Below are 26685 nucleotides of genomic sequence, written 5' to 3'. Positions count from 1 at the left end.
GATCAGGGCCCGTCGGACGGGAACGCCAGGTGGGCGAAGGCTCCGTCGTGATGGATGAGCGGGCGGGCCGGGGCCGGGGTGAGGGCGGCCTCGACGACGCGGCCGATGACCAGCGCGTGGTCCCCGACCGGCATGACCTGGACGACCGAGACGATCAGTGAGGCGAGAGCGTCGTCCAGGACGGGCAGGCCGTGCGCGCCGCGGTGCCAGCGGGTGGCCCGGCCGAATTTGGCCGGGCCGCCGTGGGCGAACCGCCGCGCGGTGTCCTCCTGGGCGTCGGTGAGCAGGTGGACCGCGACATGGCGCGCGGCCTCCACCGCAGGCCAGGAAGCCGCGTGCAGACCGACGGTGAAGGACACCAGCGGCGGGTCGAGCGAGACCGAGGTGAGTGAGGTGGCACAGAAGCCGTGCGGGGGAGCGGTGTCCTCGCCCGCGGTGATGACGGCGACGCCCTTGGCGTGCTGCCGCATCACCGACCGGTAGAGCCCGGCGCCGATCCCGGTGCCCGTACCGGCCGCCGCCGTGGCTGACGTCCCGGCTGCCGTGCTGCCTGTCGTCCCGGCCGCTGTCCCGCCCGTCGCACCGGCCGCCGTCCCGCCTGCCGTACCGGCCGTCGTTACGACGGGAGTTGACTCGACGGAGTCCGGGCCCGCGGCGGGCACGGGCGCGGGCACGTGCGGTGCCGCGGCGGCGGCGGTCACGCCGCGCTCTCCGCGGCGCCCGCCGCCGCGATCTCCTCGGCGTGCGGCGACGGTTCGCCGGCCGCCGCGTACGCGGCCAGGTGGTCGCGCCAGTCGGCCCGCGCGCCCTCGCGGTCGCCGAGCGCCAGGCGTACGGCGCCGCGCCGGAAGAGCAGGTCCGGGTCCTCCTCGGCCAACTCCGGTACGGCGACGTCGAGATCGGCCAGCGCCCGTTCGTGCGCGCCGATGTCGTACAGCGCCAGCGCCCGGTTGCCGCGCAGCACCGGGTCGTCCGCCAGCCCGATCGCGTGGTCGAGGTCGTCGACGGCGTCGGCGGGCCGCCCCGCGGTGTACGCGAGCACCGCCCGGTTCACCCAGGCCGCCACGAACGACGGATCGGCCTCCAGCGCGGCGGTGAAACTGGAGAGCGCCGCCTCCGTCTGCTCGGCGTCGGCCAGCAACGTGCCCTGCGCGCACAGCAGATTGGCGTTCTTGGGGTCGAGCACGAGGCCCGCCGCCACATCGGCCGCGGCCCGCTCGGTGTCGCCGAGCGCCATCAGCAGATCGGCCCGGTTGACGAGGGTGTCGACGTGGTACGGGTCGAGGATCGCCGCGTAGTCCAGGTCGCGCAGCGCGCCCTCCTCGTCGCCCAACTCCCGCAGCAGATCGGCCCGGTTGAAGTGCGCCTCGTGGAAGGGCGGGCTGAGCCGGATGGCCTCGGCGTAGTCGGCGAGCGCGGCCTCGAACTGCCCGTTGGCGCGCCGCCCCCCGGCCCGCTCGAAGTAGTAGTCGCCGTAGTCCGGGTCGCGGCTGATCACCAGGTCGTAGTCGGCCAGCGAGCCGTCGTGGTCGCCCATCGCGGCCAGGATCTGCGCCCGGTTGTAGCGCAGCACCGAGCGGTGCAGCAGCTGTTCGTCCGGGCCGAGGTCGGCGTCGGTCATCGCGATGGCCTCGTTGACCAGCGCGAGCGCCGCGTCCAGGTCGGCACGGTGCAGCTCGACCAGCGCCTTGGCGTTGCGCATGAACGCGCCGACGAAGATCCGGCGGTGCGGGTCCGGATTCCAGTCCGCGATGGCGATCGCGGTGTTGACCCATTCCAGCGCCCGCATCTCGTCGTGCATGCCCTTGGGCAGGTGGCGGGTGTAGAGCATCGCCATCATGTAGCAGCTGTTCATGTGGATCTCGGGTTCGGTGCTGCCGGACCGCAGTTCGGCGAAGTACGAGAAGCCCTTCTCGCCGCGCCGCAGGTACGACAGGCACGCGCCGATCTTGTTGGTGAGGTTCCAGTACGGCTTGGGGCGCGTGTCGCCGAACAGCGCCCGGCCGCGCTGGGCCATGTCGAGCGCCGCCTCGTAGAAGCCGCTGTCGAAGCAGGATTCGCAGGCTTCGAGGAAGGCGGTGCCGGCCGCCGCGGCCGGGTCCGTGCCGTGCTCCAGGTGGAAGAGCTGCGCGCCCAGCGCACTGCCCGGCTCGTCCTTCCCGGCCAGCAGCGCGGCGCGGGCGCTGTGCCGCGCGGCCCGCTCCGGCGCGGGCAACGCCTGGTAGGCGGCGAGGAGTTCGGGATCCGTGGAGGTGCCGTCGGCGTCGATCCACGCCTGCGCGAGGTCGGCGTCCTGCGGCCGGTCCTGAAAGGGCGGAACGGGGTCGGCCGCCCGGTCGGTGTACGTGTGCAGCGCCTTGCCCAGCTCGTCGTCGGCGAGACTGTCGGACTCCACGACCAGCCGCAGTACGGCCGGGTCGCAGCGCCGCAGCAGGACCGCGACCAGCTCGCGGTCGGTGGGGTCGGCGTCGTCCACCTCCCGGAAGCGGATCACGGCGCCACCCGGGTGCAGGGCGCGCGCCCAGTCCATCAGCAGTTCGGCGACGCCGTGCGAGACGCGCAGCGTCCGGGCGACGGAGTAGAAACGGGTGCGCTCGGCGCGGCTGGCCAGCGCGGTCAGCGTCTGCGGCGCGATCGGCACCAGCGGCGCCTGGTCGGGCGTCAACGAGATCACCTCGGTCGCCCGCGCGGCGATCAACTCGTCGTGCGCGCCCGCGAGTTCGGGAATCACGGCACGGAGCAGGGCACTGCCTCCGGTGTACGGTCCGCGCAGCCGGCGGTGACAGCGCACGTCGTAGTCGGCCGGTGGCGCGGCCGGCAGGTCGCCGTGCCCGGCGGTCGCGGTGCCAGTGCCGGTGCCGGTGCCGGTGCCGGTCCTGATGTGCCGGGGCGGAGGCGGGGACGAGGTCATGGCGTGCTCCTTGAGTAACGTGATTCCCGTGATTTCTGTGACTTCCGTGATTGCCGTGGGTTCCCTGGGCGCGTGGAGTTCCGGGAGAATTCCTGGTGTTGCCGAGGCTTATGCGATGTCCGCGGCGGGCGTGGCAGCCGATTCGGAGACGACGCCCGATTCGGCGCTCGACGTATCGCCCGATCCCCCGTCCGATCCCTCGCCCGTTCCCGCCTCCGTCACCCCGCCCTGTTTCCGGGCCGCCCGCTTGTCGCGCACCGTCACGTAAACCAGCAGCCCGATCTGGAGGGCGGTGAGGCCGACGAAACTGGCCGCGTCGAGAATCCCGCCGGTCGCCGTTCCCGAATCGCTGAAACGGTTCTCGATCTGCGACCAGAAGTGCACGGTGGTCGGTATCCCCGCCCACAGCAGGCTGCCGAGCGAGAATCCGTAGCCCACCACCAGCAGCGGGGCGTACCACCGCGCCATCCGCCGGTCGCGCTCGGACCACTCGGCGTCCGGGTCGGCCTCCGGCGGCGGCCGGTGGGTCCAGCGGCGGACGGCCGTACGGACCTGGAAGCGGGCCGCGTTCTGCAGGTCGGAGCAGCGCAGGGCGTTGGTGACGACGTAATAGAGGTCGGTCTCCAGGTAGAACATGAACTGCCACAGCAGGCGCATCACGCAGGTGAAGGAGATCGCCAGCATCAGGGCGGCCACCCAGGCGGGACCGTGCCCGCGCAGGGCCACCGCCAGCAGCGTCAGGCCCGAGATCAGCACGGCGTCGGCCAGCATGCCCGCCAGGAACGGCAGATAGCGCCGCCTGCGCGGGACGCTGAACAGGGAGTCGAGCCGGGTCTCGGCGACGAGGTAGTACAGCCGGCGGCTGATCGTCAGCGTCGACGGCAGTCCGAGCCGCCGCCCGGACAGCGCGTGATAGCCCTCGTGGACGAGGATGCACGGAATCTGAACGACCGTCAGCGTGATCGGGATCAGGGCGAGATGGTCGGTGAAGAACACGTCGTGGTACGAGGGGCGCAGCGCGGAGTCGCGGATCATCTCGACGGCGGCGGCCACGATCAACCCGGCGTAGACCAGCCAGGCCGGCCAGGAGAAGGTCCAGGCGCCGAGCCGCTGCCAGCGCACCCGTCCGCCCCCGGCCGGGGTGTCGTCCGGGCCGCCGGGGTCGTCCGCGTCGCGCAGGAAGCCGAGGTCCGCGAGGATCTCCAGGAAGTCGTCGACGTCCAGCGTCTCGCCGGCGGCCTCCGCGTACCAGGCCGCGGCCTCGGCGAGCGTCGCCCCGGCCGCCAGCATCCGCAGGACTTCCGCGCCCTCCTCGGGGAAGACGGCGTACGAGGCGGTGTCCGGGCGGCCGATCATCACGCCGTCGTCCTCGGGGACCATGGTGAGCCGGTGCAGCCGGATCGGGCCCGCGGCGGACGACGAGGTCGCGGAGGGCGCGGGTGACGCCGAGGAGGCCGAGGAGGCTGAGGCCGAGGTCACGGTCATGCGGGAAGCGCCTCTCTCGCGAGGGTCCGTGGGGCCGGAGGGTCCTTAAGGCCCGTGGGGCTGTGGGGGTCCGGGGTCCGGACGCCGGTGCCGGACACCGGGGCCGGGTTCCGCACGAGCCGCGGAACCGGGCCCCGGCGGTGCTGCTAGAGCGCCGAGCAGCAGTAGTACGCGGAGCTGGTCAGCCGGATGGTGCCGGCCTTGCGGACAGACATCTTCTTCATGGTTTCCCTCCTCCCGGTGGCCTCGGTCGGCGCCGGCCGCGGCGGGCCGCCGCGGTCGAACCCGGCCAACTATGCGGGCGGAAAGCGTCCGCGCACCTCGACAACATGACGTACGCGCGCGGGGGGAATTGACTACGTGTACTCGTCCACGACCGGTGCCCGACCTCTTTTCTGCGTACGTCCGTGTACGAACCCGCTGTCGGCGAATTCTTCGTACGCGATCGATACGAGACGGGCGGCGCGGGGAAATCCGCGGAATCCGGTGGCGTCCGTTCAGCGGACACGGTCCGCCATCAGGTGCCAAACCTTCACATCGCCTTTTCCGGACGCGCTCACCAGGCGCGATGGAAGTGGGCCGGAATCGTTCCGTTTCCGGATGGCAGGAAGTTGCCGGGCCGTCGACACACCGCTGTCGGCTGCACACACTGCGCTCATGGAGACGACAACGCCCTTTGTCGGCCGGTCTGTCGAGATACGCATCGCCATGGACGCCTTTGACCGGGCCGCGGCGGGCCATCCGCAGTTGCTGCTCGTCACCGGCGAGGCGGGCCTGGGCAAGACCCGCCTGGTGGAGGAGGTGGCCGCCCTGACCGTCGCCGACGGCCGCGCCCGCCTGCGCCTCGGCGCCTCGGTCCCGCTGAGCGGAACGACGCTGGCCTACGGCCCGTTCGTCGCGGCACTCCGCGACCGGACCCCCTGCCTCTTCGCCTCCGGCGCGGCACCCGACCCGACGACCCCGACCACTCCGCCCCGCCCCGGGCGGTCCTCGGCGTCCGGCGATGCGGTCCGTCCCGGCGAGCGGGACCAACCGGCTCGCCCGGGCGACCCGGCACGCGCCGGCCGCGAGGACGGCACCCCGGGGCCGGGCCGGGCGGGGGAAGCGGCGGGGTGCGGGCCGTTGGAGGACGCCGTCTCGCATCCGGCCACCCGGCAACGGCTGTTCGAGCGGATGCTCGCGCTCCTCGCGGACCTGTCGGCCCGCATTCCGCTGGTGCTGGTCCTGGAGGACCTGCACTGGGCCGACGCCTCGACCCGCGACCTGCTCGCGTTCCTCGCGGTACGGCTGCGCCGCCAGCACGTGCTGATCGTCGCCACCGTACGGGAGGCGGAGCTGGCCGCGGACGCGCGGCGCTGGTTCGCGGAGCTGCTGCGATGTCCGCGCGTCACCCGGCTGCGGCTGACCGCCCTCGCCGACGCCGAGGTGGCGGAACTCGTCGCCGCGCTGCTGTCGCCCGGCTCCGACCCCGCCGACGTGGCCGCCGCCGTCGCCGCGGCCGAGGGAAATCCGCTGTACGCCGAGGAGTTGGCCCGCTCCGGGCGGCCCTGGCCGCCCGCCTCCATCGCCGAGATCGTGCTCGCCCGGGTGAGCTGCGTCGACGCCGACGTCCGCCAGGTGATCGACCAACTCTCCGTCACCGACGGCGGCGTGCCCCACGACCTGCTGGCCGCCGTGGTGCCGTTGCCCGAGCCCGTGCTGCTCGCCGCGGTCAGGAAAGCCGTCGACCAGCGGCTCCTCGTCACCACCGCCGATGACGGCTACGCCCTCCCGCACGGCCTGATCCGGCAGATCCTCTACGCCGACCTCCTCCCCGGCGAGCGCCGCCGCCTCCACCGCAGATACGCCGCCGCCCTCTCCCGCCACCGCGACCGCGACCCCGCGCTGCTCGCCCGGCACTGGCACCTGGCCGACTGCCCGGCGCTCGCCGCCACGGCGGCCCTCACCGCGGCCCGCCGCGCCGCGGCCGCCCGTGCCCATCCCGAGGCCCACGGCCTCTACTCCCTCGCCGTCGAACTCGCCGACCACCTTCCCGTAGCGGTGGCCGCCGCCCTGTGGCCTGAGGCGGCCCGCGCCGCCGCCCACGCCGGCGACCCCCAGCGCGCGACCGAACACATCCTGCGGGCGCTGTCGCCGACCGCTGAGCCGACCGCCGGGCCGACCGGCGGCGGTGCCGCGTCCTCGTGCGCGCCGTCCCCCGTACGTCCGACGGCGCAGGCGACCGTGCGCGGCTCGGGCGGTTCGGGCTCGGCCGGTCGAAGTGGTCCGGCCTGCCCGGGCGGCTCGGACGGACGGGCGGCGCCCGGGACGACGGCCGCGCCCGGCCGGACGGGCGCGGCCGGGCCGGTCGCCGGGCTCGGCCACACGGAACGCGCCGAGCGGGCACGCCTGTTGGAACGGCTGGCGGCGTACCGGCGGGACGCCGGAGATCCGCGCGGGGCGGTCGCGGCACTGGGCGAGGCACTGGAACTGCTCACCGGAGAGCGGGCGTCAGCCCTGGAAGCACGGGTGCTGGCCGCCGCCGCGGACATGCGCGTACGGCTCGGGGACCCGGACGGAGCGCTGCCGCTCGCCCAGCGGGCGTTACGGATGGCCGAGCGGACGGGCGCGCTCGCCGAGCACGCCCACGCCCTCACCACCCTCGGCGTGGTCCGCGCGCAACGCGGCGACCTGGCCGGCGGCCTCGAAGCACTGGGCAGAGCACGGGAGTTGGCCGGTGCCACGGACTCCGTCGAGGACGTGCTGCGGGCGGCGAGCAACCACATGTACCTGCTCTGTACGGGGGGCCGCTTCGCGGAGGCGCGCGAGGTGGCCCTGGCCGGACGCCGCGCGGCGGGCGAACTGGGCGCACCGCCCCCGATGACCGCCGTGCTGGACTTCAACACCGCCGCCGTACTGGTCGCCACCGGCCGCTGGCCGGAGGCCGACGAGCTGCTGGCCGAACTCGTCGGCCAGTCCTCCGCCCACATCGTCCGCTATCTGCACCTGCTGCAACTGGAGTTGGCCGTGGCCCGCGGCGACCCGCGGACCGCCGCCGAACTCACCGCCGTACTCGCCGCGTCCCCCGACGACCCCCGGCTGCGCGGCCCCTTCCACGCCTGCCTGGCCGAACAAGCCCTGGACACGGCCGAGTCGGGGGCCGGTACGGGCGCGGCCGAACTGTCCACGGCCGCGGACCACGTCCTGCGGGGCCTGTGCGCCGTCGGCAGCGGCGGCGCCCTCGCCGAGGAGGAGATCCGGCTGCTCGCCGCGGGCGCCCGCCTCGCCGCGGAACTGGCCCTGCTGCCGGAACCGCTCCGCCCCCGCGGCCTGCCCCTCGCCTGGCACACCGACGCCGCCGCCTTCGCGGACCGCGCCGCGGCCATCGCCGCCCGCCACGGCGGCGAACCGGTCGTCGCCGCGTTCGGCGCCCTCGCCGCCGCCGAGCACTCCCGCGGCGGCGGCACCGACGACCGCGCGACCTGGCGCCAGGTCGCCGACGTGTGGCGCGCGGCCGACCAGCCGTACCGTGAGGCGTACGCCCGCCTGCGCGAAGCCGGGAGCGCGATCCGCGCGAGCCGCCGCGAACAGGCGGGCCGCGCCCTGGCCGCCTGCCTGGCGCTGGCCGAACCCCTGGCCGCGGAACCGCTGGTGCGCCTCGCGCACGCACTCGCCGCCCGCAGCCGGCTCACCCGGCCACCGGCCCCACCGGCTCCGACGGCGCCGAACGCCGCCGCCCGCTTCGACCTCACAGAACGCGAGACCCAGGTCCTCGCGCTGCTCTCCGACGGCCGCAGCAACCGCCAGATCGGCCGCTCCCTCTACATCAGCGACCGCACGGTCGCCGTCCACGTCTCCCACATCCTGGAGAAGCTGGGCGTCCGCAACCGCACAGAAGCGGCACTGGTCTACGCGCGTGCGGGCCTGGCCCCGAGCGTCCTGCCGTAGCAACGGGCGGGCGGACAGCCGCCGTTCAGCCCTGCCGTACGCCGTCCAGGATGCGACCGGCGCGGTCCAGCGCCTGGTCCACGCTCTCGTCGCTGTACATCGTGTCGACCATCACGTGCTCGATGCCGACGCGTTCGCCCATCGTCCTGATGGCGGACACCACTTCCTCGGTGGACGTGCCCGCGTCGATGTTGACGCGCAGCACGGAGTCGATCGTCTCCGGGTCGCGCCCCGCCTTCCGCGCCGCCTCGGCCACCGCATCCCGTTGCGCGACGAGCCCGTCCACGTCCACGAAGCTCGGCACCACGCACAACGGCAGCCACCCGTCGGCGCGTTCGCCGATCCGCCGCAGCGCCCGCTCGGAGTGCGCGCCGAGATACACCGGCGGCCGGGGCCGCCGCGCGGGCTTCAGCGGCGCGTGGTGCAGCGGTACGGTCAGCTGCTCGCCCCGGTACTCGGCCGGGTCCCGCGTCCAGATCGCGTCGAGCGCGTCCAGCAGCTCGTCCATCCGCGCCCCGCGCGCGGTGAAGTCCAGTCCGGCCGCCTCGTACTCCTCCGGCGACCACCCCACCCCGAAGCCCGCCAGCAGCCGTCCGCCGCTGATCAGGTCAACGGTCGTGAGTGACCTGGCCAGTTGGACCGGCGTGTACAGCGGCGCCACCAGCACATGACTGCCGAGCAGCACGCGCTCGGTGGCACTCGCCGCCACACCCAGCAGCACGAACGGGTCCGCCGCCGGATTCAGCTCCGGCGGTATCGTGTTGCCCCGCCCGCCGTACCCGATCCGCGGATGGACCGCCGCCAGATTTCTGTCGCCGACCCACAGACTCGCGCCGCCCGCCGCCTCGATCTCCCGCGCGAACTCCACCGTCCGCGCGACCTCGAAAGCCTGCTTGTTGAACTGCGGCAGCGCGAATCCGACCTTCACGGCATCCTCCTCGACTCCGGCCCATCCGGCCGCCGACCGGCCGAACGGTGTCCAGAAGTCCGCCTGCCCCGCCTGCGGCGCGCTTACCTCAGAGGGCCTGGGCGAAGCTCAGGAAGTCGGCCCACTGGGCGGGGGAGAAGGCCAGCTGGGGCCCTTCCTTGTCCTTGCTGTCCCGGACGTGGACGGTGTAGGGGCAGGTGGCGACCTCGACGCAGTTGTCGCCGGAGCCACTGCTGTGGCTGGACTTGTGCCAGGGGGCGGATACCTCGATGCAGTCGCCTTGGCTGCCGCTGCTGTGACTGGACTTACGCCAAGAGGCGGCTACTTCGATGCAGTTGTCGCCCTGTGAACCGCTGTAGCTGCTCTTGAACCAGGCCAGTTCGGACGTGCTCATAGGGCTCCTCGCATTCGCTCCAGCAGGTCCCGAGTGTCGTCGGGGGTGAGAGCCTGCGAGCGTAGTTTTGCATAACGCTGCTGGAGCGTACTGATGGATTTCGCCTCCGCGATGAGGCGTCCGTTCTCCTGGCCCTCGGAGTACGCGAACCACCGGTTCGCGGGTGTCTCCAGCAGGGCGATCGGCCCGTCAACGCCCGCGTGAGTCGGCTGCCGCAGTGGCATGATCTGTAGGACGACGTTCCAGCGCAGGGCAGTTCGATCCAGCAGGTGATCGAGCAGCTCGCGGGTGACGTCCTCGCCGCCGGTGTGCCGTTCCAGTACGGCCTGCTCAAGGATGAAGCTGAAGGCGCATGGCGGCTCGCGGTCCGTGGACAGCAGCGCCTGCCGTGCCAGCCGCGCGGTGACGCGTTCGGTGATCGCCGCCTCGCTGACGAGCGGCGGGACGTCTTCGGACGCGGCGCGGGCGTACGCCTCGGTTTGCAACAGCCCTGGTACGAGACGGCACTCGTAGTTGTAGAGGCTGATGGCGGACCGTTCCAGGCGGGCCCACTGGCGGAACCAGGAGGCCAACCCGGGCTGGCGCCCGACATGTTCGAAGGCGCGACGTAAAGCGCCGGTGTCCCCGAGCACAGGTTCGGCGCGCTCGACGAAGTCAACGTCGGGCATACGCCGACCCTGTTCGATCGAGGCGATCGTGTGCTTGGAGAACCCCACGCGGGAGGCGAACTCCTCACGGCCGAGGCCGCGGAACTCCCGCAAGCCCTGGACAAAAGCGCCGAAGGTGCGCAAGCTGTCCGAGGTCTCGGGTTCGCCGCCGGCCGGGGTCGTGCCGCCGTCGTCCGCATCGTCCGTGCCGTGGGCCATCGTTGGCCACCTCCCGCGCCCGCCCGGTTGACCACATCCAGTCGGGACATGCTCACAGCCGGTGACAGGTACTGTCTACGGTTCGTGCGCGTACGCTGGCGCAGCGTACGCGGTGCGGGGCTGGTGGCGGGGGTCGGGGCGGGGCCAGATTGGGGAGCATGACAGCTCCTCCGATGCACGAACTGCCCGTGACCGAACGTGAGTTCACCCAGCGGTTCAGCGCCACGCGGCGCGGTGCGCGGCTGGCCCGGCACTTGGCGGCGAACGAACTCCACGGGTGGGGGATTTCCCACGGTACGGACCTGGCGGACACCGCGCTGCTGCTGATCGCGGAGCTGGCCGCCAACGCGGTGACCCACGGCCATGTCCCCGGCCGCGACTTCGAACTCCGCCTCCAGCTGACCGCGAGCCTGCTCCGTATCGAGGTCTCCGACGCCCGCGCCGAACGCCGCCCCCCGGCCACCCTCCCCACCACCCCGTCCCCTCTCGCCGACTCCGGCCGCGGCCTCCTCCTGGTCGACGCCCTCGCGACCGCCTGGACCGTCCTCCCGCGCGACCCCATCGGCAAAACCATCCGCGCCGACCTGTCCCTCATGCCTCCCGTCCCCCTCAGCGGCGTCGGCGTATGAGTCTGAAGACGGCGTAGACGGCGATGATCGCCACGAAGATGACAACGATGAGGCCGACAGGGGCCGATGACTGGCGGATAGCGTCTCCTCGGACAAGAGTGCGGATGGGATGGGACTCCGCCGGTCACACATCGGCTGATTTCAGCCTTGCTGCGGCGGCGGTCATTGTCAGGAAGATCCAGCAGCCCAGCAGAAGCGCGCCCGGGAGGGGCCCGAAGTCGCCGTGGTCGGAGCCGAGCCGCACCATATCCATGCCCAGCTCGGTGGGCAGGTAGCGAGTCACCTGTGCATCAGCCTTCGGGGGAAGGAAGTTGACGAATGTCGGCAGAACGCTGACGGCGATCAGCAGTCCTATGACGCCGGCCGTTCTGGAACGGCAGATTCCACCGATGGCGAGCCCGAGCAAGGCCATCGCGGCCAGATACAAGCCGCTGCAGGCGACGCAGCGAACCACACCGATGCTGCCGACACCCGCTTCTCCCACGGTGTTGCGCAGTTCGTAGCCGCCCACGGCGAAGGCGGCGAAGGCTGCGGCCTCCGCTGCCACCAGGACGACGACAAGGATCACGAAGGTCTTGGCCGCGAGCAGATGTGTACGCCGCGGCGTTGCCAGAAGCGAGCTGCGCAGAGCGCCGGTCGAGAACTCTCCCGCGACCGTCAGCACACCGAGAACGCCGGCGGGCAGTTGGGCGAGGAACAGCCCGCTGGTGACGGAATCGACGGCGTCACCGCGTCCGGAGCCGACATGGACAGCGGCGGATGCCCGGCTGGAGGCGACGAGGGAGGCGATGACGAGGAGGAGAGCGCCCATCACGGCCAGCGCTCGCCAAGCTGTTGTGGTGTAGGAGAGTTTCAGCGCTTCCGAGGCGACCAATCGTCGCGCGTGGCCGCTTGTCGGCTCGGAGGCCGTCCGCTGCTCGGTCATAGGCTTCCTACGGAAGAGGGTGGGGTACGGCCCGCGGGCGCTTCCGCACCTTCGGTGAGAGTCATGAACACCGCCTCCAGGTCGGGCCGCTCTGCGTACAGCTCGTGTACCGCGATGCCCGCCACGGCCGCGGCGTCACCAATTTGCGCCGCTGTCAGGCCGTTGACGACGGCATGCCGGCCATCGGTGACAGCCACGGTCGCGCCCAGCCGGCGCAATTCTCCAGCCAGATCTTGGATCGCGGGGGAAGCAACGCGCACCGGACGCCGGGCGGACGCTCTGTCCAACAGCGCTGGGACGTCGTCCTCGGCCACGAGCCGTCCCCTGTCGAGAACCACGACGCGGTGGGCCAGCGCCTGGACCTCTCCCAGGAGATGGGAGGAGAGAAGCACCGTACGGCCCTGTTCGGCCAATTTAGCCAGCAAGTCGCGCAACCAGACGATGCCCTGGGGATCCAGCCCGTTGGCGGGTTCGTCGAGGATCAGTGTGCCCGGGTCGCCCAAGAGCGCGCACGCGAGGCCCAGTCTGCGGTGCATGCCGAAAGAGAACCGGCTCACCGGCTTGTTGCCGGCGTCCGCGAGGCCCACGGTCTCCAGCACTTCGCGCACCCGGTGGCGTGGTACGCCGCTGCGCACCGCGAGCACGTTCAGGTGCTGGCCGGCAGTCATGCGCGGATGAACGGACGGCTGGTCGAGCAGCACCCCGACCGCGCGCGGTGGAACCAGAAGTTCGTGATAGGCCATGCCGTCGATATGAGCTGTCCCGGACGACGGCCGGATCAGCCCGACGATCATGTGCAAGGTCGTTGATTTCCCGGCTCCGTTGGCCCCCAGAAAGCCGGTGATCCGGCCGCTGGGCGCGGTGAAGTCGAGATGATCGACCACAGGACGTCTGCCGTAGTCCTTTGAAAGGCCGGAGACCTTGATCACGCCTGTTCGCCCGTGAGCCCGGAGACGAAGGCACGCCATAGCAGACGCGCGCTCGCGACGGGATCGACCACCGCGGCCGACGAGCACAGCATGTTGCCCGGACCCGCCGGGTAGGACCATGTGCCGAGGACTTCGAGGACGGCGATACGCGCGCTGAGGCGCCCGACTGGCACACCTTGGCCGGCAGCGGCCTCTTCGGCGACACGGCGAACGAGTGCCTGGTCGAGCGCCGGCCGCCGTACCTGGCTCGGGGTCGCCCGGTGGGCAGTATCCGAGGCGTGATGTGCCGCCGCCAGTGCGCGCAAGCCCGGCAGATCGGACAGCGAGGCGAAGCCTGGCGGATCGAATACTTCCTCGGCCTGTCGTACGACCGAATTCGTAACATCCATGTCATCCGTGTAGACCGCAAGGCCTCCGGTCGGCAGTACCCCGGAAGCGGCATTCATTTCGTGCCGGACGAGCCGGCGCCACCAGATCGCCCAGTCGCTCGCCAGGGCTTCGCGGTCCGTGCCGGGGGGCAAGGTCATCGGAATGCGGTGTTCCGTGCTGACGGGAGGGAACTCCGGGTCTGCCGGAACCGGCAGACCGGCCCGGTCGCGCAGATGCAGGGCGAAGTGGAGAACTCTTGGACGCAGCTCGTGGAGCACCCACGAACCTGTTCCGGTTTCGTGCACGATTGCACCTCCCCGCCATTTATACCACTGGACGTCGCTGGATACCGTTGAATGGTTCGTGCGAAAACAGGAGGCGCGGGTTCCGGCGATTCGCGAATCGCCGGAACCCGCCGATCAGACCGCCTCTACCTCGTCAGATACGCACTGTCGTACGGGCCGCCGCTGTAGCAAATGCTGCCGGTGTCGAGCAGGGCCCACGATCCGGACGCGCTGACGGACGCCGCATACGTTCCGGACGGGTAGTTGTCGCCGCTGGAGTGCTGGCCGTGCCAGGTCGAGTGCGCCGCGAGCGTGCCGCTGGCGTGGTACGCGTAGTCGTAGCCCGTCCCGGACGAGCCGGAGATGTGAGCGTGCCAGTCGTACTCGACAGCCGCGTGGTTGACGGTGAACCCCGTGTCCATGTGGACGGGCTCGCCGTTGCTCTTGTAGTTGACCTCGATGTAGGAGGAACCGCAGTTTCCAGTCACGGTGCCGTCCGGAGTCACGTTGGCGTGCTTCGCCGCGAAATTCCGAGCCGATGTCACGTGCGAAGCCAGAATGGATATGGTCGCGCCGTTGGACAGTTGCACGCGGACGTGACCGCTGCTGTCCGGCGCCTTGTCGAGCACCCGCTCCACCGTGACCTCGTGCATCGCGGAGGCCGGCGCCGCGCTCGGGGCGACCGTTGACGTCGATGTCTGTGCCGTCGCGGGGCCGGCGCCGCCGGCCAGCACCAGCCCTGCCGTTATCGCGACAACGGACGCCGCAGTGGCCAGAACCTTCTTTTCTTTCACGATTTCCTCCTTCGCTGTGAATGCGCATGGGAGGGAATACCGCAATGGGTCGATTGCTAACTCGTGGTGTGAGTTGCGATGGGTTCAGACGTGTGTATTGCCCCATTCGTATTTCCCCCACCGATTCCCGGGGCCCCGGTGATCGACTGCTTCACGCTACCTTTCGGCATGGGGAGGCGGCAATGGAAAAGTGCCGTGACATCTCGTTCCGGGAATTGTGCGGGCGGAATGAGACCGTCCTTCAAATGGTCTTGGAGTGGTGCGGAACGGTAAATGGAAGCCGTCGGCGCCGAGGTCCCGCCCCGTCCCGAGGTCCGGTTCGCATGTGCGGCACCGAAACGGAACGCGAATCGAAGTGGAAGTGCGCCGAACGCGCGCAGCCGGAATAGATCGTTCTCCTAATGCTCGCATGCCGTTTCGTGGCGCGAAAACTGCTTGCTGCCTGCACTCTTATCCGTGCCGTGACGGACGGCCTGCCGCGGGCGTGGGATTGGCCGAATCTGTTCGGTCTCGGTCCGGCTGGAACCCTGCCCTCCGCCGCGTGATCCGGGCCGGGAGCGCGCCGACTGCCCGTCAGGCCGCCGAGCGTTCCGTCAGCGGGCGGCGGCGGAGGTGCGGGGACTGGAGGGCCGGGGGGACGTAAGCCTGGTCGAGAGTGCCGACGTCGGTGCCCGGGGGGACGATCGCGTCGATCGCGTCCAGCAGGTCGTCGGAGAGGGTGACGTCGAGGCCGGTGAGGAGGTCGTCGAGCTGGGCGACGGTGCGGGGGCCGAGGAGGGCGGCGGTGACGCCGGGGTGGGCGATGGTGAAGGCCATCGCGAGGTGGGTCATCGGCAGACCGGCCTCGGCGGCGAGCGGGACGAGCCTCTCGACGGTGTCGATGCGGCGTGCGTCGCTGACGTGCTTGACGTAGGCGGCGCGGCGCAGGTCGTTGGGCCCGTCCTTGCGGACGCGGCCGGTGAGCAGGCCCTGCGCGAAGGGACCCCAGACCAGGGTGCCCATGCCGTACCGCTGGGTGACCGGCAGCACCTCGCGCTCGATGGAGCGGTTGAGGAGGGAGTACGGCGGCTGCTCGGTGCGGAAGCGCTCCAGGCCGCGCCGCTCGGCGACCCACTGGGCCTCGACGATGTCGGAGGCGGGCGCGGCGGAGGTGCCGATCGTCCGGACCTTGCCGCTGCGGATCAGATCGGTGAGCGCGGAGAGCGTCTCCTCGACGTCGGTGGTCGGGTCGAGCCGGTGGACCTGGTAGATGTCGATGTGGTCGGTCCGCAGCCGGCGCAGCGAATCCTCGACGGCCCGCATGATCCAACGGCGGGACGCGCCCTGCTGGTTGGGGTCCTCGCCGGTCGGCCGCGCGAATTTCGTGGCCAGCACGACATGGTCGCGGCGCCCCTGGAGGGCCCGGCCGACGACCTCCTCGGAGTCGCCGTACGCGTCGGCGGTGTCGACGAGATTGATGCCCGCGTCGAGCGCCTTGTGGACGAGGCGGACCGAGTCGGCCGGATCGGGGTTGCCGATGGACGTGGCGAGCATGAGGGTGCCGAGCGCGTACGGGCTGACCTTGATGCCGGTGCGGCCGAGGGTGCGGTACTGCATGGCTGCCTCCTGGAAGGCGGGAAGCGGGGGGTGTCGTACCCTGGAGTGAAGCGGAAAAGGTTTCCGCTTCACTCGACTATACGGAAAGGCTTTCCGCTTATGCAAACGGAGGCCGGTCCGCTGTCCGCCCGAGCCCGAGGAGGCGCCACGTGACCGAGCCCGACGCGAAGAAGGCGGCGGCCCCGAAGGCCGGGACGGCTTCGAAGGCCGGGGCGGCCCCGAAGCGCCGGCGTGCGGACGCCGAGCGCAATGTCTCCGCCCTCCTCGCCGCCGCGAAGAAGGTCTTCGACACCTCCGGCGTCGACGCGCCCGCGAAACAGATCACCGACCTCGCGGGCCTCGGCGTCGGCACCCTCTACCGGCACTTCCCGCTCCGCTCCGACCTCGTCAAGGCCGTCGTCCAGAGCAACATCGACGCCTGCGCCGCCGCCGGGCCCCGGCTCGCCGCCGCGCACGAACCGGCCGACGCGCTGGCCGCCTGGCTCCGCGCGTACACCGAACTCCTCGGTACCAAGCGGGGGTTGGCGTCCGCCCTGCACTCCGGCGACCCCGCCTACGAGGCGCTCCCCGGCTACTTCCTCGACACCCTCACGCCCACGCTCACCGCGCTGCTCGACGCGGGCGTCGCGGCCGGCACCGTCCGCGACGACATCGCGGCCCCGGACCTGATCCACGCCATCGCCAACCTCTGCCTCGCCGTCCCGGGCGCCGACCCCGACGGGCCGTACGGCTTCGCGCACAGCCGGCGCATGGTGGACCTGCTGATCGACGGCCTGCGGACGGGGTGATCCCCTTCTACTCCTCTTCTACTCCGCCGGGCGGAGCCCGAACTCGGCCAGCCACGCGAGGAGTTCGCGGCGCTCGGCGGTGACCAGGCTGCCGCCGGTGAACCGCGGGTCGTCCGTCACCTCCGCCACGCAGCTCAGGTGCGGGACGTACGCGCGCGCCTCCTCGTCGGTGCCGAACTCGGCCTCCGCCAGCACGAGTCCGCGCAGCCGGCCGTCGAAGACGTCGACGCCCATCGGCGGGACGCCGAGCCGTGTCTTGGTCAGGACGGCCGCCGGGAGCCCGGCCAGCACGTCGTATTCGGCCCGCGAGAGGTAGGTGTTGGTGATCAGACCGCGTACGGCGCCGCCGCCCGGCTCGGGCGCGGGGATCTTCTGGGTGAGCTTCAACTCCGTCGCCCCGTCGGGAAGTTCGACGCGGCGCAGCCGCAGCCGGGTGCCGGTCAGATAGCGGTCGGTGACCGTACGCGTGACGCTCACGCTCTCCGGGCCGGGCGGCGCGGCCAGCAGCCACCGCCGTTCGCGCTCGACCCGGGCGTACTTGCCGGGGTTCCGGAGCGGCGACGGGTCCGGCGGGGTGTCCTGCGCGGTGTCCTGGTCCATGTCCCGCGCGATGTCCTGTGCGGTGTCCTGCGCGGCGTTGGGCGTATCCACCATGCGGGCCAGTCTCGCAGCCGGGGCCGGGGCCGGGAGCGAGCCCGGGGTCGGGGCACGGAACGGGTCCGGGGCCGACGTCGGGGCCGGCGCCGTGGCTTGAGCCGGAGCCGTCCGGTGGTGCGGGCGCGGCGTACGGCGCCCGCGGGGCCCGGGAACCGTCACGGCACCAGGACGATCTTCCCCGCGGTCGTCCCGGACTCGGCCAGCCGGAGCGCCTCCGCCGCCCGCGCCAGCGGAAGTTCGGCGGCGATGTGCGCGCTGACCTCGCCGCGGCCCAGCGCCGCGAAGACCTCGGTGAGGTCGGCGCGCAGCCGAGCCCGGAAACGGTCCTTGGCGAACGAGCGCCCGGCCCAGATGTTGAAGAACGTGGCGCCGCGGCCGTTCGGCAGCGCGTTCCACAGCGCCAGGCGCGCGATCAGCTTGAGCACCGGCCACTGCTTGGAGCCCTGGTCGTCGCGGGTGGAGGCGGTGCCGTACGAGACGAGGGTGCCGCCGCGCGCCAGCAGCCGCCAGGAGTCGACGATGCCCCGGCCGCCGACGTGGTCGAAGACGGCGTCCACGCCGCCCGGCGCCAGCGCCCTGACCTGCGCGGCGAGGTCGTCGGAGCGGTAGTCGACGGGCAGGACGCCGCGCTCGCGGAGCGCGTCGTGGTGCCGCGCCGACGCCGTACCGATCACCGTCGCGCCCGCGGCCTGCGCGAGCTGCGCCAGGACGGTGCCGACGCCGCCGTTCGCGCCCATCACCAGGACGGTCTGGCCGGCCCGCACATGGGCCCTGCGGTGCAGCATCTGCCAGGCGGTGATGCCGTTGACGACGACGGTCTCGGCCTCGGCCGCGCTGATCCCCGCCGGGACCTCGACGGTGTCGGCCGCGTCCAGCACCAGATGGCTCGACCAGCCGCCGACCTTCACCATCGCGGCCACCCGGATGCCGAGCACGCTCTCCGCGACGCCCTCGCCGACCGCCGCCACCGTGCCGACCAGGTCGTATCCCGGCACGAAGGGGAACGGCGGCTGGTCGTAGTACCGGCCGCGCCGCATCTGCTGCTCCGCGAAGGAGACGCCGGTCGCCTCCATCCGCAGCAGCACCTGGCCGGGGCCGGGCGCGGGGACGGCCCCGCCCGCGCGGACCTCAAGACCCTCGGGCTCGACGATGCCGGGCAGGACGACCTCGGTGAGGGTCTCGGCCGTGGCGGGCTTCGGGCCCTTCGTGTCGTTGACGGCGTTCTCGATGTCGTTCATGGCGGCCTCCGGCTTAGGGGTTTTCGTCTTCGCTAGAAGTTCTAACAAGACAGGAGAGTGAGTGTCAATAGCGTCAGTGATAGCCTCTAACGAGAGCGTGTGAATATAGAACGCGGTGCGGCCGGCCGAGGGGACGGGAGACGGACGATGACGGATGCGGGTACGGCCACAGATGTGGGAGCGGGTACGGGCAGGGCCGCGAGCCCGCGCGAGCGGTACCGCGCCCAGGTGTGCGCCGAGATCAAGCAGCACGCGCGGCAGCAGATCGCGACGGCCGGCGCCTCGGCGCTGTCGCTGAACGCCATCGCGAAACGGATGGGCCTGAGCGGCCCGGCCCTCTACCGCTATTTCGCCGGCCGCGACGCCCTCCTCACCGAACTGATCGCGGACGCGTACCGCAGCCTGGCCGACACCTTCCGCGCGGCGGCGGCCACCGCCGAACCCGGCGCCGGAGGCGTCGTCGCCCTCGCGGACGCGCTGCGCGCGTGGGCGCTGGCCGATCCGCAGCGGTACTTCCTGATCTACGGGACGCCCGTGCCCGGCTACCACGCGCCCGAGGAGATCACCGCGATCGCGGCGGAGATCATGGAAGTGCTGCTCGACACGTTCGACGGTGTGCCGGACGGGCCGCCGCCCGGAGCCACGGGGGCTGACCCGGACGCCGACCCGGACGCCGATCCGAACGCCGCCTTGGACGCCGATCCGGACACCGACCTGCACACCCACCTCGCCGCCCACCGGCAGTGGGCCGGGGACCACCCCGCCCCGCCCCGTACGCTGCGCCGCGCGCTCACGTACTGGACGCGCCTGCACGGCGTCCTCTCGCTGGAGGTGGCCGGGCACTTCGAGGGGATGGGGTTCGACCCGGAGCGCCTGTACACCGCCGAGGTAAAGAGCTTGCTGCCCGCCTGACGCTGCCGCCACCATGCCTGGCATGCCCGCCGCCGAGATCCAGCTCCTGCGCGAGGAGCACGCGCCCGCCCTGCTCGCCTTCGAACGGGACAACAGGGCGTGGTTCGCCGCCCGCGTCCCCGACCGCGGCGACGCGTACTTCGCGCACTTCGACGAGCGCGTCCGGGCCAATCTCGACGAACAGGCCGCGGGCGTCTGCCGTTTCCACGTCCTGCTCGCGCCGGACGGCGCGGTCCTCGGCCGGATCAATCTCTTCGACCTCGTGGACGGCGCCGCCGACCTCGGCTACCGCGTCGCCGAGCGGGCCGCCGGGCAGGGCCTCGCGACCTGGGCGGTCCGCGCGATCCTGCCGCTGTCCGCCACCCGTTACGGTCTGGCCACCCTGCGCGCGGCCAGCCGCGCCGACAACGCCGCCTCCCGCGCCGTCCTCGCCCGTACCGGCTTCACCCCGACCGGTGAGACCCGCCTCTCCGGCCACCCCGGCCTGACCTACGCCCGCGACCTCGCCGAATTCCGCTGATTCCGCTGGTCTCCCTGCTTCCGCGGGCCCGGCCCGGCCCCGGGCCCGCGCCCGCCCTGGCATAGGGTGCGGCGATGCGAACGGTTCTGGTGACGGGCGGTACGGGCTTCCTCGCGACGCGCTGCATCGCGCAGGCGCTGGCGGCGGGCCACCGGGTGCGGACGACCGTACGGACGGCCGACGGGCCGGGCCGCGTACGGGCCGCGCTCGCGGCGGCGGGCGTATCGGACGACGCCGTCGCGTCGGTGACGTACGCGGGGGCGAATCTGCTGGCGGACGAGGGCTGGGAGCAGGCGGTGGCGGACTGCGACGCCGTCCTGCACACCGCCTCGCCGTTCCCGTCCGAGGTGCCGCGCGATCCGGCCGACGTGATCGGACCGGCGCGCGAGGGCACCCTGCGCGTGCTGCGCGCGGCCCGCGACGCGGGTGTCCGACGGGCCGTCCTGACCTCGTCCTTCGCCGCCGTCGGCTATGGACACCCGCCCACGGAACGGCCGTTCACCGAGGACGACTGGACCGACACCGAAGGGCCCGGCGTCCACCCGTACATCGCGTCCAAGACGCTCGCCGAGCGGGCCGCCTGGGACTTCGTGGAAAAGGAAGGCGGCGGCCTGGAGTTGGCCGTCGTCAATCCGGTCGGCATCTTCGGGCCCGTCCTCGGGCCGGACTTCTCCGCGTCGATCGGCATGGTCCGGCGGCTGCTGGACGGTTCGACGCGGGCCGTCCCGAATCTCTCCTTCGCCGTGGTCGACGTCCGCGACGCCGCCGATCTGCATCTGCGGGCCATGACCGACGACAGGGCCGCCGGCCGCCGCTTCATCGCGGCGGCCGGCGACGCGATCGCCTACCGGGACATCGCGGCGACGCTGCGCGCACGCCTCGACGGACCGGCCGCCGCCAAGGTGCCCACCCGCCAACTCTCCGACCGGGCCGTACGGTTCGGCGCCCGCTTCTCGCCAGCGCTGCGCGCGATCGAGGCCAATGTCGGGGTCGTGCGGCACGTCAGCGCCGAGCGGGCCCGTACGGTGCTCGGCTGGGAGCCGCGGCCGGTGGCCGACACGCTCGCCGACACCGGCCGCAGCCTGGCCGAACTCGGCCTGGTCTGAACGGACTTCACGGGCGGACGGCCGCCGGGACGACCCGCGTGGTGCCGGTCGCGCCCGGCAGCGGGCGGTGGCCGGTCAGCGTCGGCAGGCCGGAGCGGTCGCCGTACAGCTCGTAGCGGTAGAAGGCGACGGCGTACGCGGTCAGGGCGTCCTGCTGGTGGGCCGGGGTCAACTCCTGTGCGGGGCACGTGCTGTCGTCCTCGCCGAGGGAGGCGGGCGGGGTCCAGGCGGTGTTGTAGTAGTTGTGGTTGGCGTGCAGGAGGGAGACGGAGAAGTCGGTGCGGGTGTTCCGGCCGGCGACGTCGTCCAGATACTCCTGGCCCGCCTCGTGCACGGCGCCGTCGCAGCTTCCGGTGACCACCGCGAAGGGCAGCTTCGTGATCAGGGTGTCGCTGTTGTCGCCCTCCGGGTCGTCGAACTTCACCGGCGCCAGGCCCAGGACGGCCCTGACGCGTACGCCCGCCGGCCACTCGGCGCGATGCTTGTCCGACGCCTGCCACATCACACCCTTGCCGCCGCGCGAATGGCCCAGCGTGCCGACCCAGTGCATGTCGACGTGCCCGGCGAAGGCGGGCGCGACCTTGCGACCGGTTTCCGGATCGGTGAAGCGGCCCTTCAGCGGGCCGCCCTTGCCGTCCGCCAACTCCTGCCACAGCCGCAGGTGTTCATTGATCAGCCGGGCCCGGTCGCCGTAGTCGAACGACGTCATGTTGATGCCGTCCGCGCTCAGCGACACCACCACGAAGCCGCGCGCCGCCAGCTCCGCGCCCAGGTAGTCGTACCCCCGATAACTCGGGTACGGCCGCGAGCCGGCCGGACACGGCCAGGTGTCGGCGTCCTCGCTGTCGCACGCGTACCACGACCCGTGCGACATCACGATCAGCGGAAGCTTCCCCGTGAGATGCCGCGGATAGTGCACCACCGCCCGCACCTCACTGACGGTCCCGGACTCCGGATCGGTGAACGCCGCGTCCCCCAGGTCGTACTCCGCCGTCGCGACGGCCCGCGCCCCCGCGCCCCCGTCCGCCACCACCGGCGCCTGCGCCCCCGCCGCGAGCAACCCACCGGCCACCACCAACGCCACCGCGGCCGTCACCACCGCACGGAGCGCGGACCGTATTCGAAGAGATCTCATACCCGCTCAACACCCTGACCCACCGCCCACGTTGTCCCGCCGCCCGGCCCTTCCGCCCGCCGACGGCGCGTCCCGTACGACCCGGCCCCCCGGACCGCCTTTCCCCTCGGGGCTATTTGCCCTTGAGGATTTTCGCCAGGGCCGTGTCGAGGGAGTCGGCGAGTTGGTCGGGGTCGGTGAGGTCGGGGTTGCTGAGCCAGTCGTGGAGGCGGGACTGGAGGAGTTGGGTGAAGGCGCCGTAGTAGGGGGTGCGGGGGCGCTGGACGGCGTTGGTGAGGGCGGGGAGGAGGATCGGGGCGGCGTAGGAGGGGCGGCCGTCGGGGTCGCGGGGCATGTCGTGGGTCTCGGTGGGGACCGAGGGGCCGGCGGCGGGGGCGAGGCGGCAGCGGACGGCCGGGTCGGTGTAGGCGGACTTGCGGGTGGCCGCGAAACCGGCGTCCAGCAGGCAGCGTTCGGACTCGGCCCGGGTGAGGTACGCGATCAGGTCGAGGGCGTACCGCGCGCGGGGTGAGCCGGCCGAGACGGCGAGATCCTGGCCGCCCAGGACGGCCTTGCCGGGGAGCGGGGCGACCGCGAGCTGGGAGGCGTCCAGGGTCTGGAAGAGGGCGCCGTACGCGTACGGCCAGTGGCGCAGGAAGTCGGTGCGGCCGGCGGCGAAGTCGCTGAGGGACTGGGCCTCGCGGGAGGAGAGGGCGGCGGGGAGGGTGTAGTCGTTCCCGGCACGGGTCTTGAGTTCGGTCAGGCCCGTGCGGAGGCCGGCCGTGGTGGCGGTGTAGCGGCCGTCGGCGTCGGTGAGGCGGACGTCCTTGGACTCGAAAGCCTCGACGGCGTTGACCGTCAGACCTTCGTACGCGTCGAGCTGGCTGGTCCAGCCCGCCTGGTAGCCGGGCGGACGGTCGCTCGCGGGCGCCTCGCCGACGGCCCGGATCAGGCTCTGCAACTGCGTCCAGGTGGTGGCCTTCCCCGGATAGCTCGACGGGTCGATGCCGACGTCCTCCAGGGTGTCGACCCGGTAATAGAGCAGCCCCACATCGCTGTTGAAGGGCGCCGCGTAGGTGTGGCCCTTCCAGCGCGCGGTGGCGGCCACGGACGGGATGACGTCGGCGTCGTCGAGTCCGGGACGCCGGTCGAGCGGGCTGATCAGCCCGGCCTGGGCGAATTCCGGCACCCAGGTGACGTCGAGATTGACCACGTCGTACGCGGAGCTGCCGGACTGGAGCGCGCCGAGCAGCTGGCTGCGCTGCTGGTCGGCGCTGCCGGGCAACTCGACCAGCCGCGCCGGGTGCTGCTTGCCCGTGGGAGTGCTGTTCCACTGCTGGATGAGCTGCTGGCGTACCCCGTCGGTGCCGGTCACGTCCAGGCCGCTGGCCACCACGATCTCGCCGCCGCCGCTCGTGGTGGGCTGCGGGGCGTGGCCGGGGCCGCCGCCGGTGCACGCGGCCGGGGCGAGCGCGAGCAGGCACAAGGAGGCGGCGGTCGCCGCGATCCGGCGTCGCGCCCGGCCCACCCGTCGTGTCCGCCTCACCCGGCGTTCCCCGTCCCGACCCGGGCGACGTCGTCGCGCAGCTCCGACACCTGCGTACTGGACGCGTCCAGGCAGCGCCCGCCGCTGGCCCGCGCGATCCGGTCACCGGTCCTGCCCGCCGCGCAGCCGCCGCCCGCGGCCAGCGACACCCACTCCACGGGTACGGAATCGGCGCCGACGGTCCGCAGCAGGTCGTCGAGGGCCCGGCCCTTGAGGTGGTTGTCGTCCTCGTCGTCCGTGACGTAGACGATCAACTGGGCGCCGCCCGAGGACGTATGACTGCCTGTCAGTTCCGACAGCGCGGCGGTGAGCGCGGCGCCGGGAAAGGACTCGCGGTCCACCGTCCGCGCCCCGGCGACGGCCCGGCGGACCGCGCCGACGTCCTTGTGCGTGTCGAGCGGTACGAGCCGGTGGGTCGGGGTCGGGGGATCGCCGACGACCGTCCACACCCCGTACCGGTCGTCCGGGCCGAGGGCGTCCAGCGACTGCGACAGCAGGTCCAACGCCCGCCCGGAACCGGTCCAGTTGGTCTCCATCGAGCTGGAACTGTCCAGCAGATACAGCACCTTGCCGGGTCCGAGCGCGCCCCGGTAGCGGCTGAGCGCGGCGGTCACCGCGCCCGTCGAGGTGTCGTAGCGGCCGGACTTCGGGTCGGCGAGCGCGCCGCCGTCCGTGACGAGCCACGAGTCGGCGGGCGGCACGGCGGGCGAGGCCGCGGCCGTGGGGACGGCCGTGGGGGAGGCCCCGGCGGCACCCGGCACAGCCGTACCGGAAGCCCCGTCCCCGCTCCGTCCCCGATAGCCGTCCTCGGTGAACACCTTCTGCCCCGCCGCCCCGGTCAGCCAGCCGTAGAAGCGGCCGACCGCGTCCTGCCGCACCCCGCTGTCGCGGTCCGCACCCTCCCACCCCACCCGCACGAACGGCAGGTCCAGCATCGCGACGTCCGCCGGATACTGCGGCCCGCGCTTGCCGAGCCGGTCGATGTCGCAGCCCAGCCGGTCCTTGGCGTCGGCGTGCACATTGAACTGCGCCATCACCTGTTCGGGCACCAGCACCGCCGAGGTGTCCTTGAGCGCGGTGTCCGCCGCGGCCAGCTCGCACATCAGCTCGTACGAGCTGCGCGGCGCCGGGCTGAGTCGCGCCGCCTGCCGCTCGAACTGCCCGACCGCCGCGTCGCCCAGCGGCGTCGACCCGGTGTTCTGCCCGTACACCCCGACGGTGGCCAGCTGCGCCGAGTCGGTGTACTCGGGGTCGGCGCGCAGCACCGGCACCGCGGCCCGGTTGTTCTGCTTGAGCTGCGCCAGCAGGGTGCCGAGCCCCGAGCCGGTCGCGGAGGCCGGGGCCACCGCCAGTTCGCCCGGGACGGCCAGCACCAGCGGCGTGAACGCGACCGGGCCGGATTCCGTCAGCGTCACGTCGTGGCCGGTCAGCAGGGACCGGGCGCGCTCCACGGTGACGCGGGAGCCCGGTATCCAGATGTCGGGCTGCGCGCCGATGTCGCGCTGCGGGCGCAGATCGCCGGACGAGCGCGGGGTGCGCCAGTCGGCCGCGTGCTGGAATCCGGTCACCGCGTCGGTGGACTTCGGCGCCACCAGGCTGATCCCGGAGCGGCGGCAGCCGTCGCCGGTGTGGTTGTCGCCGGAGACCAGGTACTCATCGACCGCCTTCTGCAGCGTCGGCGCCTCGTCGGGGTCGGTGAGCAGCCGTAACTCGACCGGCGGCGCGCACGTCGTACGGCCGGAGGCCAGCACGTACCCGCCGTAGCCGCCGCCCGCGAGCAGCACCGCGAGCGCGGCGAGCAGCGGGACCAGGACCTTGCGGGGGAGCCGGGCGAGCGCCCGCCACCCGTCGCGCCACCGGGTGGTGTGCCGGGCCAGGCGCTCGCGGCGCGCCCGCCGCTCCCGCTCCTCGCGGGCCTCGGCCAGCAGCCGCGGCACGACGGCGAGGAGCACGTCCTGCTCGGACTCGGCGGCGTGGTACCGCGGTTCCCACGGGGTGCCGTACACGGTCGTCTCGCCGCGCATCGCATCGTGCAGGGCCGCCGCCAGCGGCACCAGCCGTATTTCCGCGGCCTGTTCCGCCCCGACACCGTCCCCGACACCGTCCTCGGCGCCGGGCGCCACCCCCGGCCCCGCCCCCGGCCGCCCGTCGTACAGCCCGTCGTGCAGGAGGCGGATCAGCTGCTTGGTGTACGGGGTCGGCTCGTGGCCGCTGCCCGCCGGTATGCGCTGGTTGACCTGCACGGCGGTCAGGATCGAGATCCGGTCCCTGCCCTGGTGCAGGGCGCCGGGCTTGAACTCCTCCAGCGCGTTGCCCGCGTTGCAGCAGTCGAGGATGACCACGACGCGGTCGACGAGTTCGCGGCCGGCGATGTCGCGGAGCTTGGGCAGCACGTCGCGGTTCCAGGACACGGCCTCGGCGTACGCCGGTTCGTCGCCGGGGAGGCGGTGGAACTCGCCGACCGCGAGGAAGAGTTCGGTGCCATAGAGGTTGAGACGGCCGTGCCCGGCGAAGTAGAGCAGGAACAGACCGCGGGCCTCGCCCGCCGAGGTCTCCAGGTGGGACAGGAAGTCCAGCCGGGTCGCGGGACTGACCGTACGGATCTCCTCGGCGCCGAACATGCCGCCGCCCATGAGGGTGTTGAAGAGCTGGCCGAGATTGTGCCGGACGCCCGGCAGGTCGTCGTAGTGGGCATAGCGGTAGACCCCGATCAGCAACGCGCGATTGGCCTTGCCGCGGGGGTCGTAGGGAGGGGAGGGCACGATGG

23 protein-coding genes are annotated in these 26685 nt (G+C 72.5%); 6 read left to right on the top strand and 17 right to left on the bottom strand.

What is annotated here, in order from left to right:
* Positions 1 to 2: 2 nt before the first annotated feature.
* The 4 genes from BM076_RS23160 to BM076_RS36760 form a co-directional block, all read right to left on the bottom strand.
* Positions 3 to 701: a flavin reductase family protein gene (locus tag BM076_RS23160; RefSeq protein WP_245796236.1), complete on the bottom strand. Its 699-nt coding sequence runs from the start codon at positions 699 to 701 to the stop codon at positions 3 to 5.
* Positions 698 to 2911 carry a tetratricopeptide repeat protein gene (locus BM076_RS23155; protein WP_093715589.1) on the bottom strand — a complete coding sequence of 738 codons (2214 nt, stop codon included), beginning with the start codon at positions 2909 to 2911 and terminating at the stop codon, positions 698 to 700. Before BM076_RS23155 ends, BM076_RS23160 begins: the two co-directional genes overlap by 4 nt.
* Positions 2912 to 3019: 108 nt before the next feature.
* Entirely contained in the window at positions 3020 to 4396 is a 1377-nt protein-coding gene (locus tag BM076_RS23150; RefSeq protein WP_093715588.1) for a hypothetical protein, read from the bottom strand.
* A gap of 146 nt (positions 4397 to 4542) precedes the next feature.
* Positions 4543 to 4689 carry a hypothetical protein gene (locus BM076_RS36760; protein ID WP_177246566.1) on the bottom strand — a complete coding sequence of 49 codons (147 nt, stop codon included), beginning with the start codon at positions 4687 to 4689 and terminating at the stop codon, positions 4543 to 4545.
* 364 nt (positions 4690 to 5053) lie between these two features.
* Between BM076_RS36760 and BM076_RS36175 the strand changes: the two genes are divergently transcribed.
* Positions 5054 to 8323 carry a helix-turn-helix transcriptional regulator gene (locus BM076_RS36175; RefSeq protein WP_177246565.1) on the top strand — a complete coding sequence of 1090 codons (3270 nt, stop codon included), beginning with the start codon at positions 5054 to 5056 and terminating at the stop codon, positions 8321 to 8323.
* 25 nt (positions 8324 to 8348) lie between these two features.
* On the opposite strand, the gene BM076_RS23140 is transcribed toward BM076_RS36175, so the two are convergent.
* From BM076_RS23140 to BM076_RS23130, 3 genes are all read right to left on the bottom strand, one after another.
* Positions 8349 to 9251 (bottom strand): TIGR03619 family F420-dependent LLM class oxidoreductase, encoded by a 903-nt coding sequence (locus tag BM076_RS23140; RefSeq protein WP_093715586.1) that lies wholly within the window; start codon positions 9249 to 9251, stop codon positions 8349 to 8351.
* 88 nt (positions 9252 to 9339) lie between these two features.
* Positions 9340 to 9645, bottom strand: coding sequence for a DUF397 domain-containing protein (locus BM076_RS23135; protein WP_093715585.1), 306 nt, complete (start codon positions 9643 to 9645; stop codon positions 9340 to 9342).
* Complete coding sequence (locus BM076_RS23130) at positions 9642 to 10511, bottom strand: helix-turn-helix domain-containing protein (protein ID WP_093715584.1); 870 nt, start codon at positions 10509 to 10511, stop codon at positions 9642 to 9644. Before BM076_RS23130 ends, BM076_RS23135 begins: the two co-directional genes overlap by 4 nt.
* Positions 10512 to 10669: 158 nt before the next feature.
* Here BM076_RS23130 and BM076_RS23125 point away from each other — a divergent pair, with 158 nt between their 5' ends.
* Entirely contained in the window at positions 10670 to 11140 is a 471-nt protein-coding gene (locus BM076_RS23125; RefSeq protein ID WP_093715583.1) for an ATP-binding protein, read from the top strand.
* Between the two features lie 124 nt (positions 11141 to 11264).
* Here BM076_RS23125 and BM076_RS23120 read toward each other — a convergent pair whose 3' ends face one another.
* The 5 genes from BM076_RS23120 to BM076_RS23100 form a co-directional block, all read right to left on the bottom strand.
* Positions 11265 to 12065 carry a hypothetical protein gene (locus BM076_RS23120; protein WP_093715582.1) on the bottom strand — a complete coding sequence of 267 codons (801 nt, stop codon included), beginning with the start codon at positions 12063 to 12065 and terminating at the stop codon, positions 11265 to 11267.
* A complete protein-coding gene (locus BM076_RS23115; protein WP_093715581.1) occupies positions 12062 to 12994 on the bottom strand; it encodes an ABC transporter ATP-binding protein in 933 nt (310 codons plus the stop codon). Before BM076_RS23115 ends, BM076_RS23120 begins: the two co-directional genes overlap by 4 nt.
* Positions 12991 to 13668: a hypothetical protein gene (locus BM076_RS23110; protein WP_143120618.1), complete on the bottom strand. Its 678-nt coding sequence runs from the start codon at positions 13666 to 13668 to the stop codon at positions 12991 to 12993. The genes BM076_RS23115 and BM076_RS23110 overlap by 4 nt, the downstream gene beginning before the upstream one ends.
* A 125-nt stretch (positions 13669 to 13793) precedes the next feature.
* The gene (locus BM076_RS23105) at positions 13794 to 14441 is read right to left on the bottom strand and encodes a hypothetical protein (RefSeq protein WP_143120617.1); all 648 of its coding nucleotides are present in this window, start codon (positions 14439 to 14441) and stop codon (positions 13794 to 13796) included.
* A gap of 573 nt (positions 14442 to 15014) precedes the next feature.
* Positions 15015 to 16037 (bottom strand): aldo/keto reductase, encoded by a 1023-nt coding sequence (locus tag BM076_RS23100; RefSeq protein ID WP_093715578.1) that lies wholly within the window; start codon positions 16035 to 16037, stop codon positions 15015 to 15017.
* Positions 16038 to 16186: 149 nt separating this feature from the next.
* Between BM076_RS23100 and BM076_RS23095 the strand changes: the two genes are divergently transcribed.
* Complete coding sequence (locus tag BM076_RS23095) at positions 16187 to 16825, top strand: TetR/AcrR family transcriptional regulator (protein WP_093715577.1); 639 nt, start codon at positions 16187 to 16189, stop codon at positions 16823 to 16825.
* Positions 16826 to 16843: 18 nt separating this feature from the next.
* Here the strand turns inward: BM076_RS23095 and BM076_RS23090 are convergent, their stop codons facing one another.
* Both BM076_RS23090 and BM076_RS23085 read right to left on the bottom strand, forming a co-directional pair.
* Positions 16844 to 17479 carry a CYTH domain-containing protein gene (locus tag BM076_RS23090; protein ID WP_245796235.1) on the bottom strand — a complete coding sequence of 212 codons (636 nt, stop codon included), beginning with the start codon at positions 17477 to 17479 and terminating at the stop codon, positions 16844 to 16846.
* A 158-nt stretch (positions 17480 to 17637) separates the two neighbouring features.
* Positions 17638 to 18720, bottom strand: a complete 1083-nt coding sequence (locus BM076_RS23085) for a medium chain dehydrogenase/reductase family protein (RefSeq protein WP_093715576.1) — start codon at positions 18718 to 18720, stop codon at positions 17638 to 17640.
* Between the two features lie 147 nt (positions 18721 to 18867).
* Between BM076_RS23085 and BM076_RS23080 the strand changes: the two genes are divergently transcribed.
* The 3 genes from BM076_RS23080 to BM076_RS23070 all read left to right on the top strand — a co-directional run bounded on the left by BM076_RS23080 (position 18868) and on the right by BM076_RS23070 (position 21258).
* Positions 18868 to 19632, top strand: a complete 765-nt coding sequence (locus BM076_RS23080) for a TetR/AcrR family transcriptional regulator (RefSeq protein ID WP_093715575.1) — start codon at positions 18868 to 18870, stop codon at positions 19630 to 19632.
* Positions 19633 to 19654: 22 nt separating this feature from the next.
* A complete protein-coding gene (locus tag BM076_RS23075; RefSeq protein ID WP_093715574.1) occupies positions 19655 to 20152 on the top strand; it encodes a GNAT family N-acetyltransferase in 498 nt (165 codons plus the stop codon).
* A gap of 74 nt (positions 20153 to 20226) precedes the next feature.
* A complete protein-coding gene (locus BM076_RS23070; RefSeq protein WP_093715573.1) occupies positions 20227 to 21258 on the top strand; it encodes an SDR family oxidoreductase in 1032 nt (343 codons plus the stop codon).
* Between the two features lie 7 nt (positions 21259 to 21265).
* Here the strand turns inward: BM076_RS23070 and BM076_RS23065 are convergent, their stop codons facing one another.
* The 3 genes from BM076_RS23065 to BM076_RS23055 form a co-directional block, all read right to left on the bottom strand.
* Positions 21266 to 22393 (bottom strand): alpha/beta hydrolase, encoded by a 1128-nt coding sequence (locus tag BM076_RS23065; protein ID WP_143120616.1) that lies wholly within the window; start codon positions 22391 to 22393, stop codon positions 21266 to 21268.
* A gap of 112 nt (positions 22394 to 22505) precedes the next feature.
* Positions 22506 to 23918 carry an extracellular solute-binding protein gene (locus BM076_RS23060; protein ID WP_245796234.1) on the bottom strand — a complete coding sequence of 471 codons (1413 nt, stop codon included), beginning with the start codon at positions 23916 to 23918 and terminating at the stop codon, positions 22506 to 22508.
* Positions 23915 to 26680 carry a caspase family protein gene (locus BM076_RS23055; protein ID WP_093715570.1) on the bottom strand — a complete coding sequence of 922 codons (2766 nt, stop codon included), beginning with the start codon at positions 26678 to 26680 and terminating at the stop codon, positions 23915 to 23917. The genes BM076_RS23060 and BM076_RS23055 overlap by 4 nt, the downstream gene beginning before the upstream one ends.
* Between the last annotated feature and the right edge of the window lie 5 nt (positions 26681 to 26685).

Source organism: Actinacidiphila alni, assembly GCF_900112845.1.
In the GTDB taxonomy this organism is placed as follows: Bacteria; Actinomycetota; Actinomycetes; order Streptomycetales; family Streptomycetaceae; genus Actinacidiphila; species Actinacidiphila alni.
Note: the sequence above shows the minus strand (reverse complement) of the source record. Positions and strands in the feature narration are given on the sequence as shown.

Excerpts from the sequence above, each read along its gene's own strand:
- BM076_RS23135 (WP_093715585.1), bottom strand. The coding sequence starts at position 9,645 with ATGAGCACGTCCGAACTGGCCTGGTTCAAGAGCAGCTACAGCGGTTCA.
- BM076_RS23155 (WP_093715589.1), bottom strand. The coding sequence starts at position 2,911 with ATGACCTCGTCCCCGCCTCCGCCCCGGCACATCAGGACCGGCACCGGC.
- BM076_RS23085 (WP_093715576.1), bottom strand. The coding sequence starts at position 18,720 with ATGAACGACATCGAGAACGCCGTCAACGACACGAAGGGCCCGAAGCCC.
- BM076_RS23075 (WP_093715574.1), top strand. The coding sequence starts at position 19,655 with ATGCCCGCCGCCGAGATCCAGCTCCTGCGCGAGGAGCACGCGCCCGCC.
- BM076_RS36175 (WP_177246565.1), top strand. The coding sequence starts at position 5,054 with ATGGAGACGACAACGCCCTTTGTCGGCCGGTCTGTCGAGATACGCATC.
- BM076_RS23080 (WP_093715575.1), top strand. The coding sequence starts at position 18,868 with ATGACGGATGCGGGTACGGCCACAGATGTGGGAGCGGGTACGGGCAGG.
- BM076_RS23125 (WP_093715583.1), top strand. The coding sequence starts at position 10,670 with ATGACAGCTCCTCCGATGCACGAACTGCCCGTGACCGAACGTGAGTTC.
- BM076_RS23100 (WP_093715578.1), bottom strand. The coding sequence starts at position 16,037 with ATGCAGTACCGCACCCTCGGCCGCACCGGCATCAAGGTCAGCCCGTAC.
- BM076_RS23090 (WP_245796235.1), bottom strand. The coding sequence starts at position 17,479 with ATGGTGGATACGCCCAACGCCGCGCAGGACACCGCACAGGACATCGCG.
- BM076_RS23065 (WP_143120616.1), bottom strand. The coding sequence starts at position 22,393 with ATGAGATCTCTTCGAATACGGTCCGCGCTCCGTGCGGTGGTGACGGCC.
- BM076_RS23120 (WP_093715582.1), bottom strand. The coding sequence starts at position 12,065 with ATGACCGAGCAGCGGACGGCCTCCGAGCCGACAAGCGGCCACGCGCGA.
- BM076_RS23070 (WP_093715573.1), top strand. The coding sequence starts at position 20,227 with ATGCGAACGGTTCTGGTGACGGGCGGTACGGGCTTCCTCGCGACGCGC.
- BM076_RS23150 (WP_093715588.1), bottom strand. The coding sequence starts at position 4,396 with ATGACCGTGACCTCGGCCTCAGCCTCCTCGGCCTCCTCGGCGTCACCC.
- BM076_RS23130 (WP_093715584.1), bottom strand. The coding sequence starts at position 10,511 with ATGGCCCACGGCACGGACGATGCGGACGACGGCGGCACGACCCCGGCC.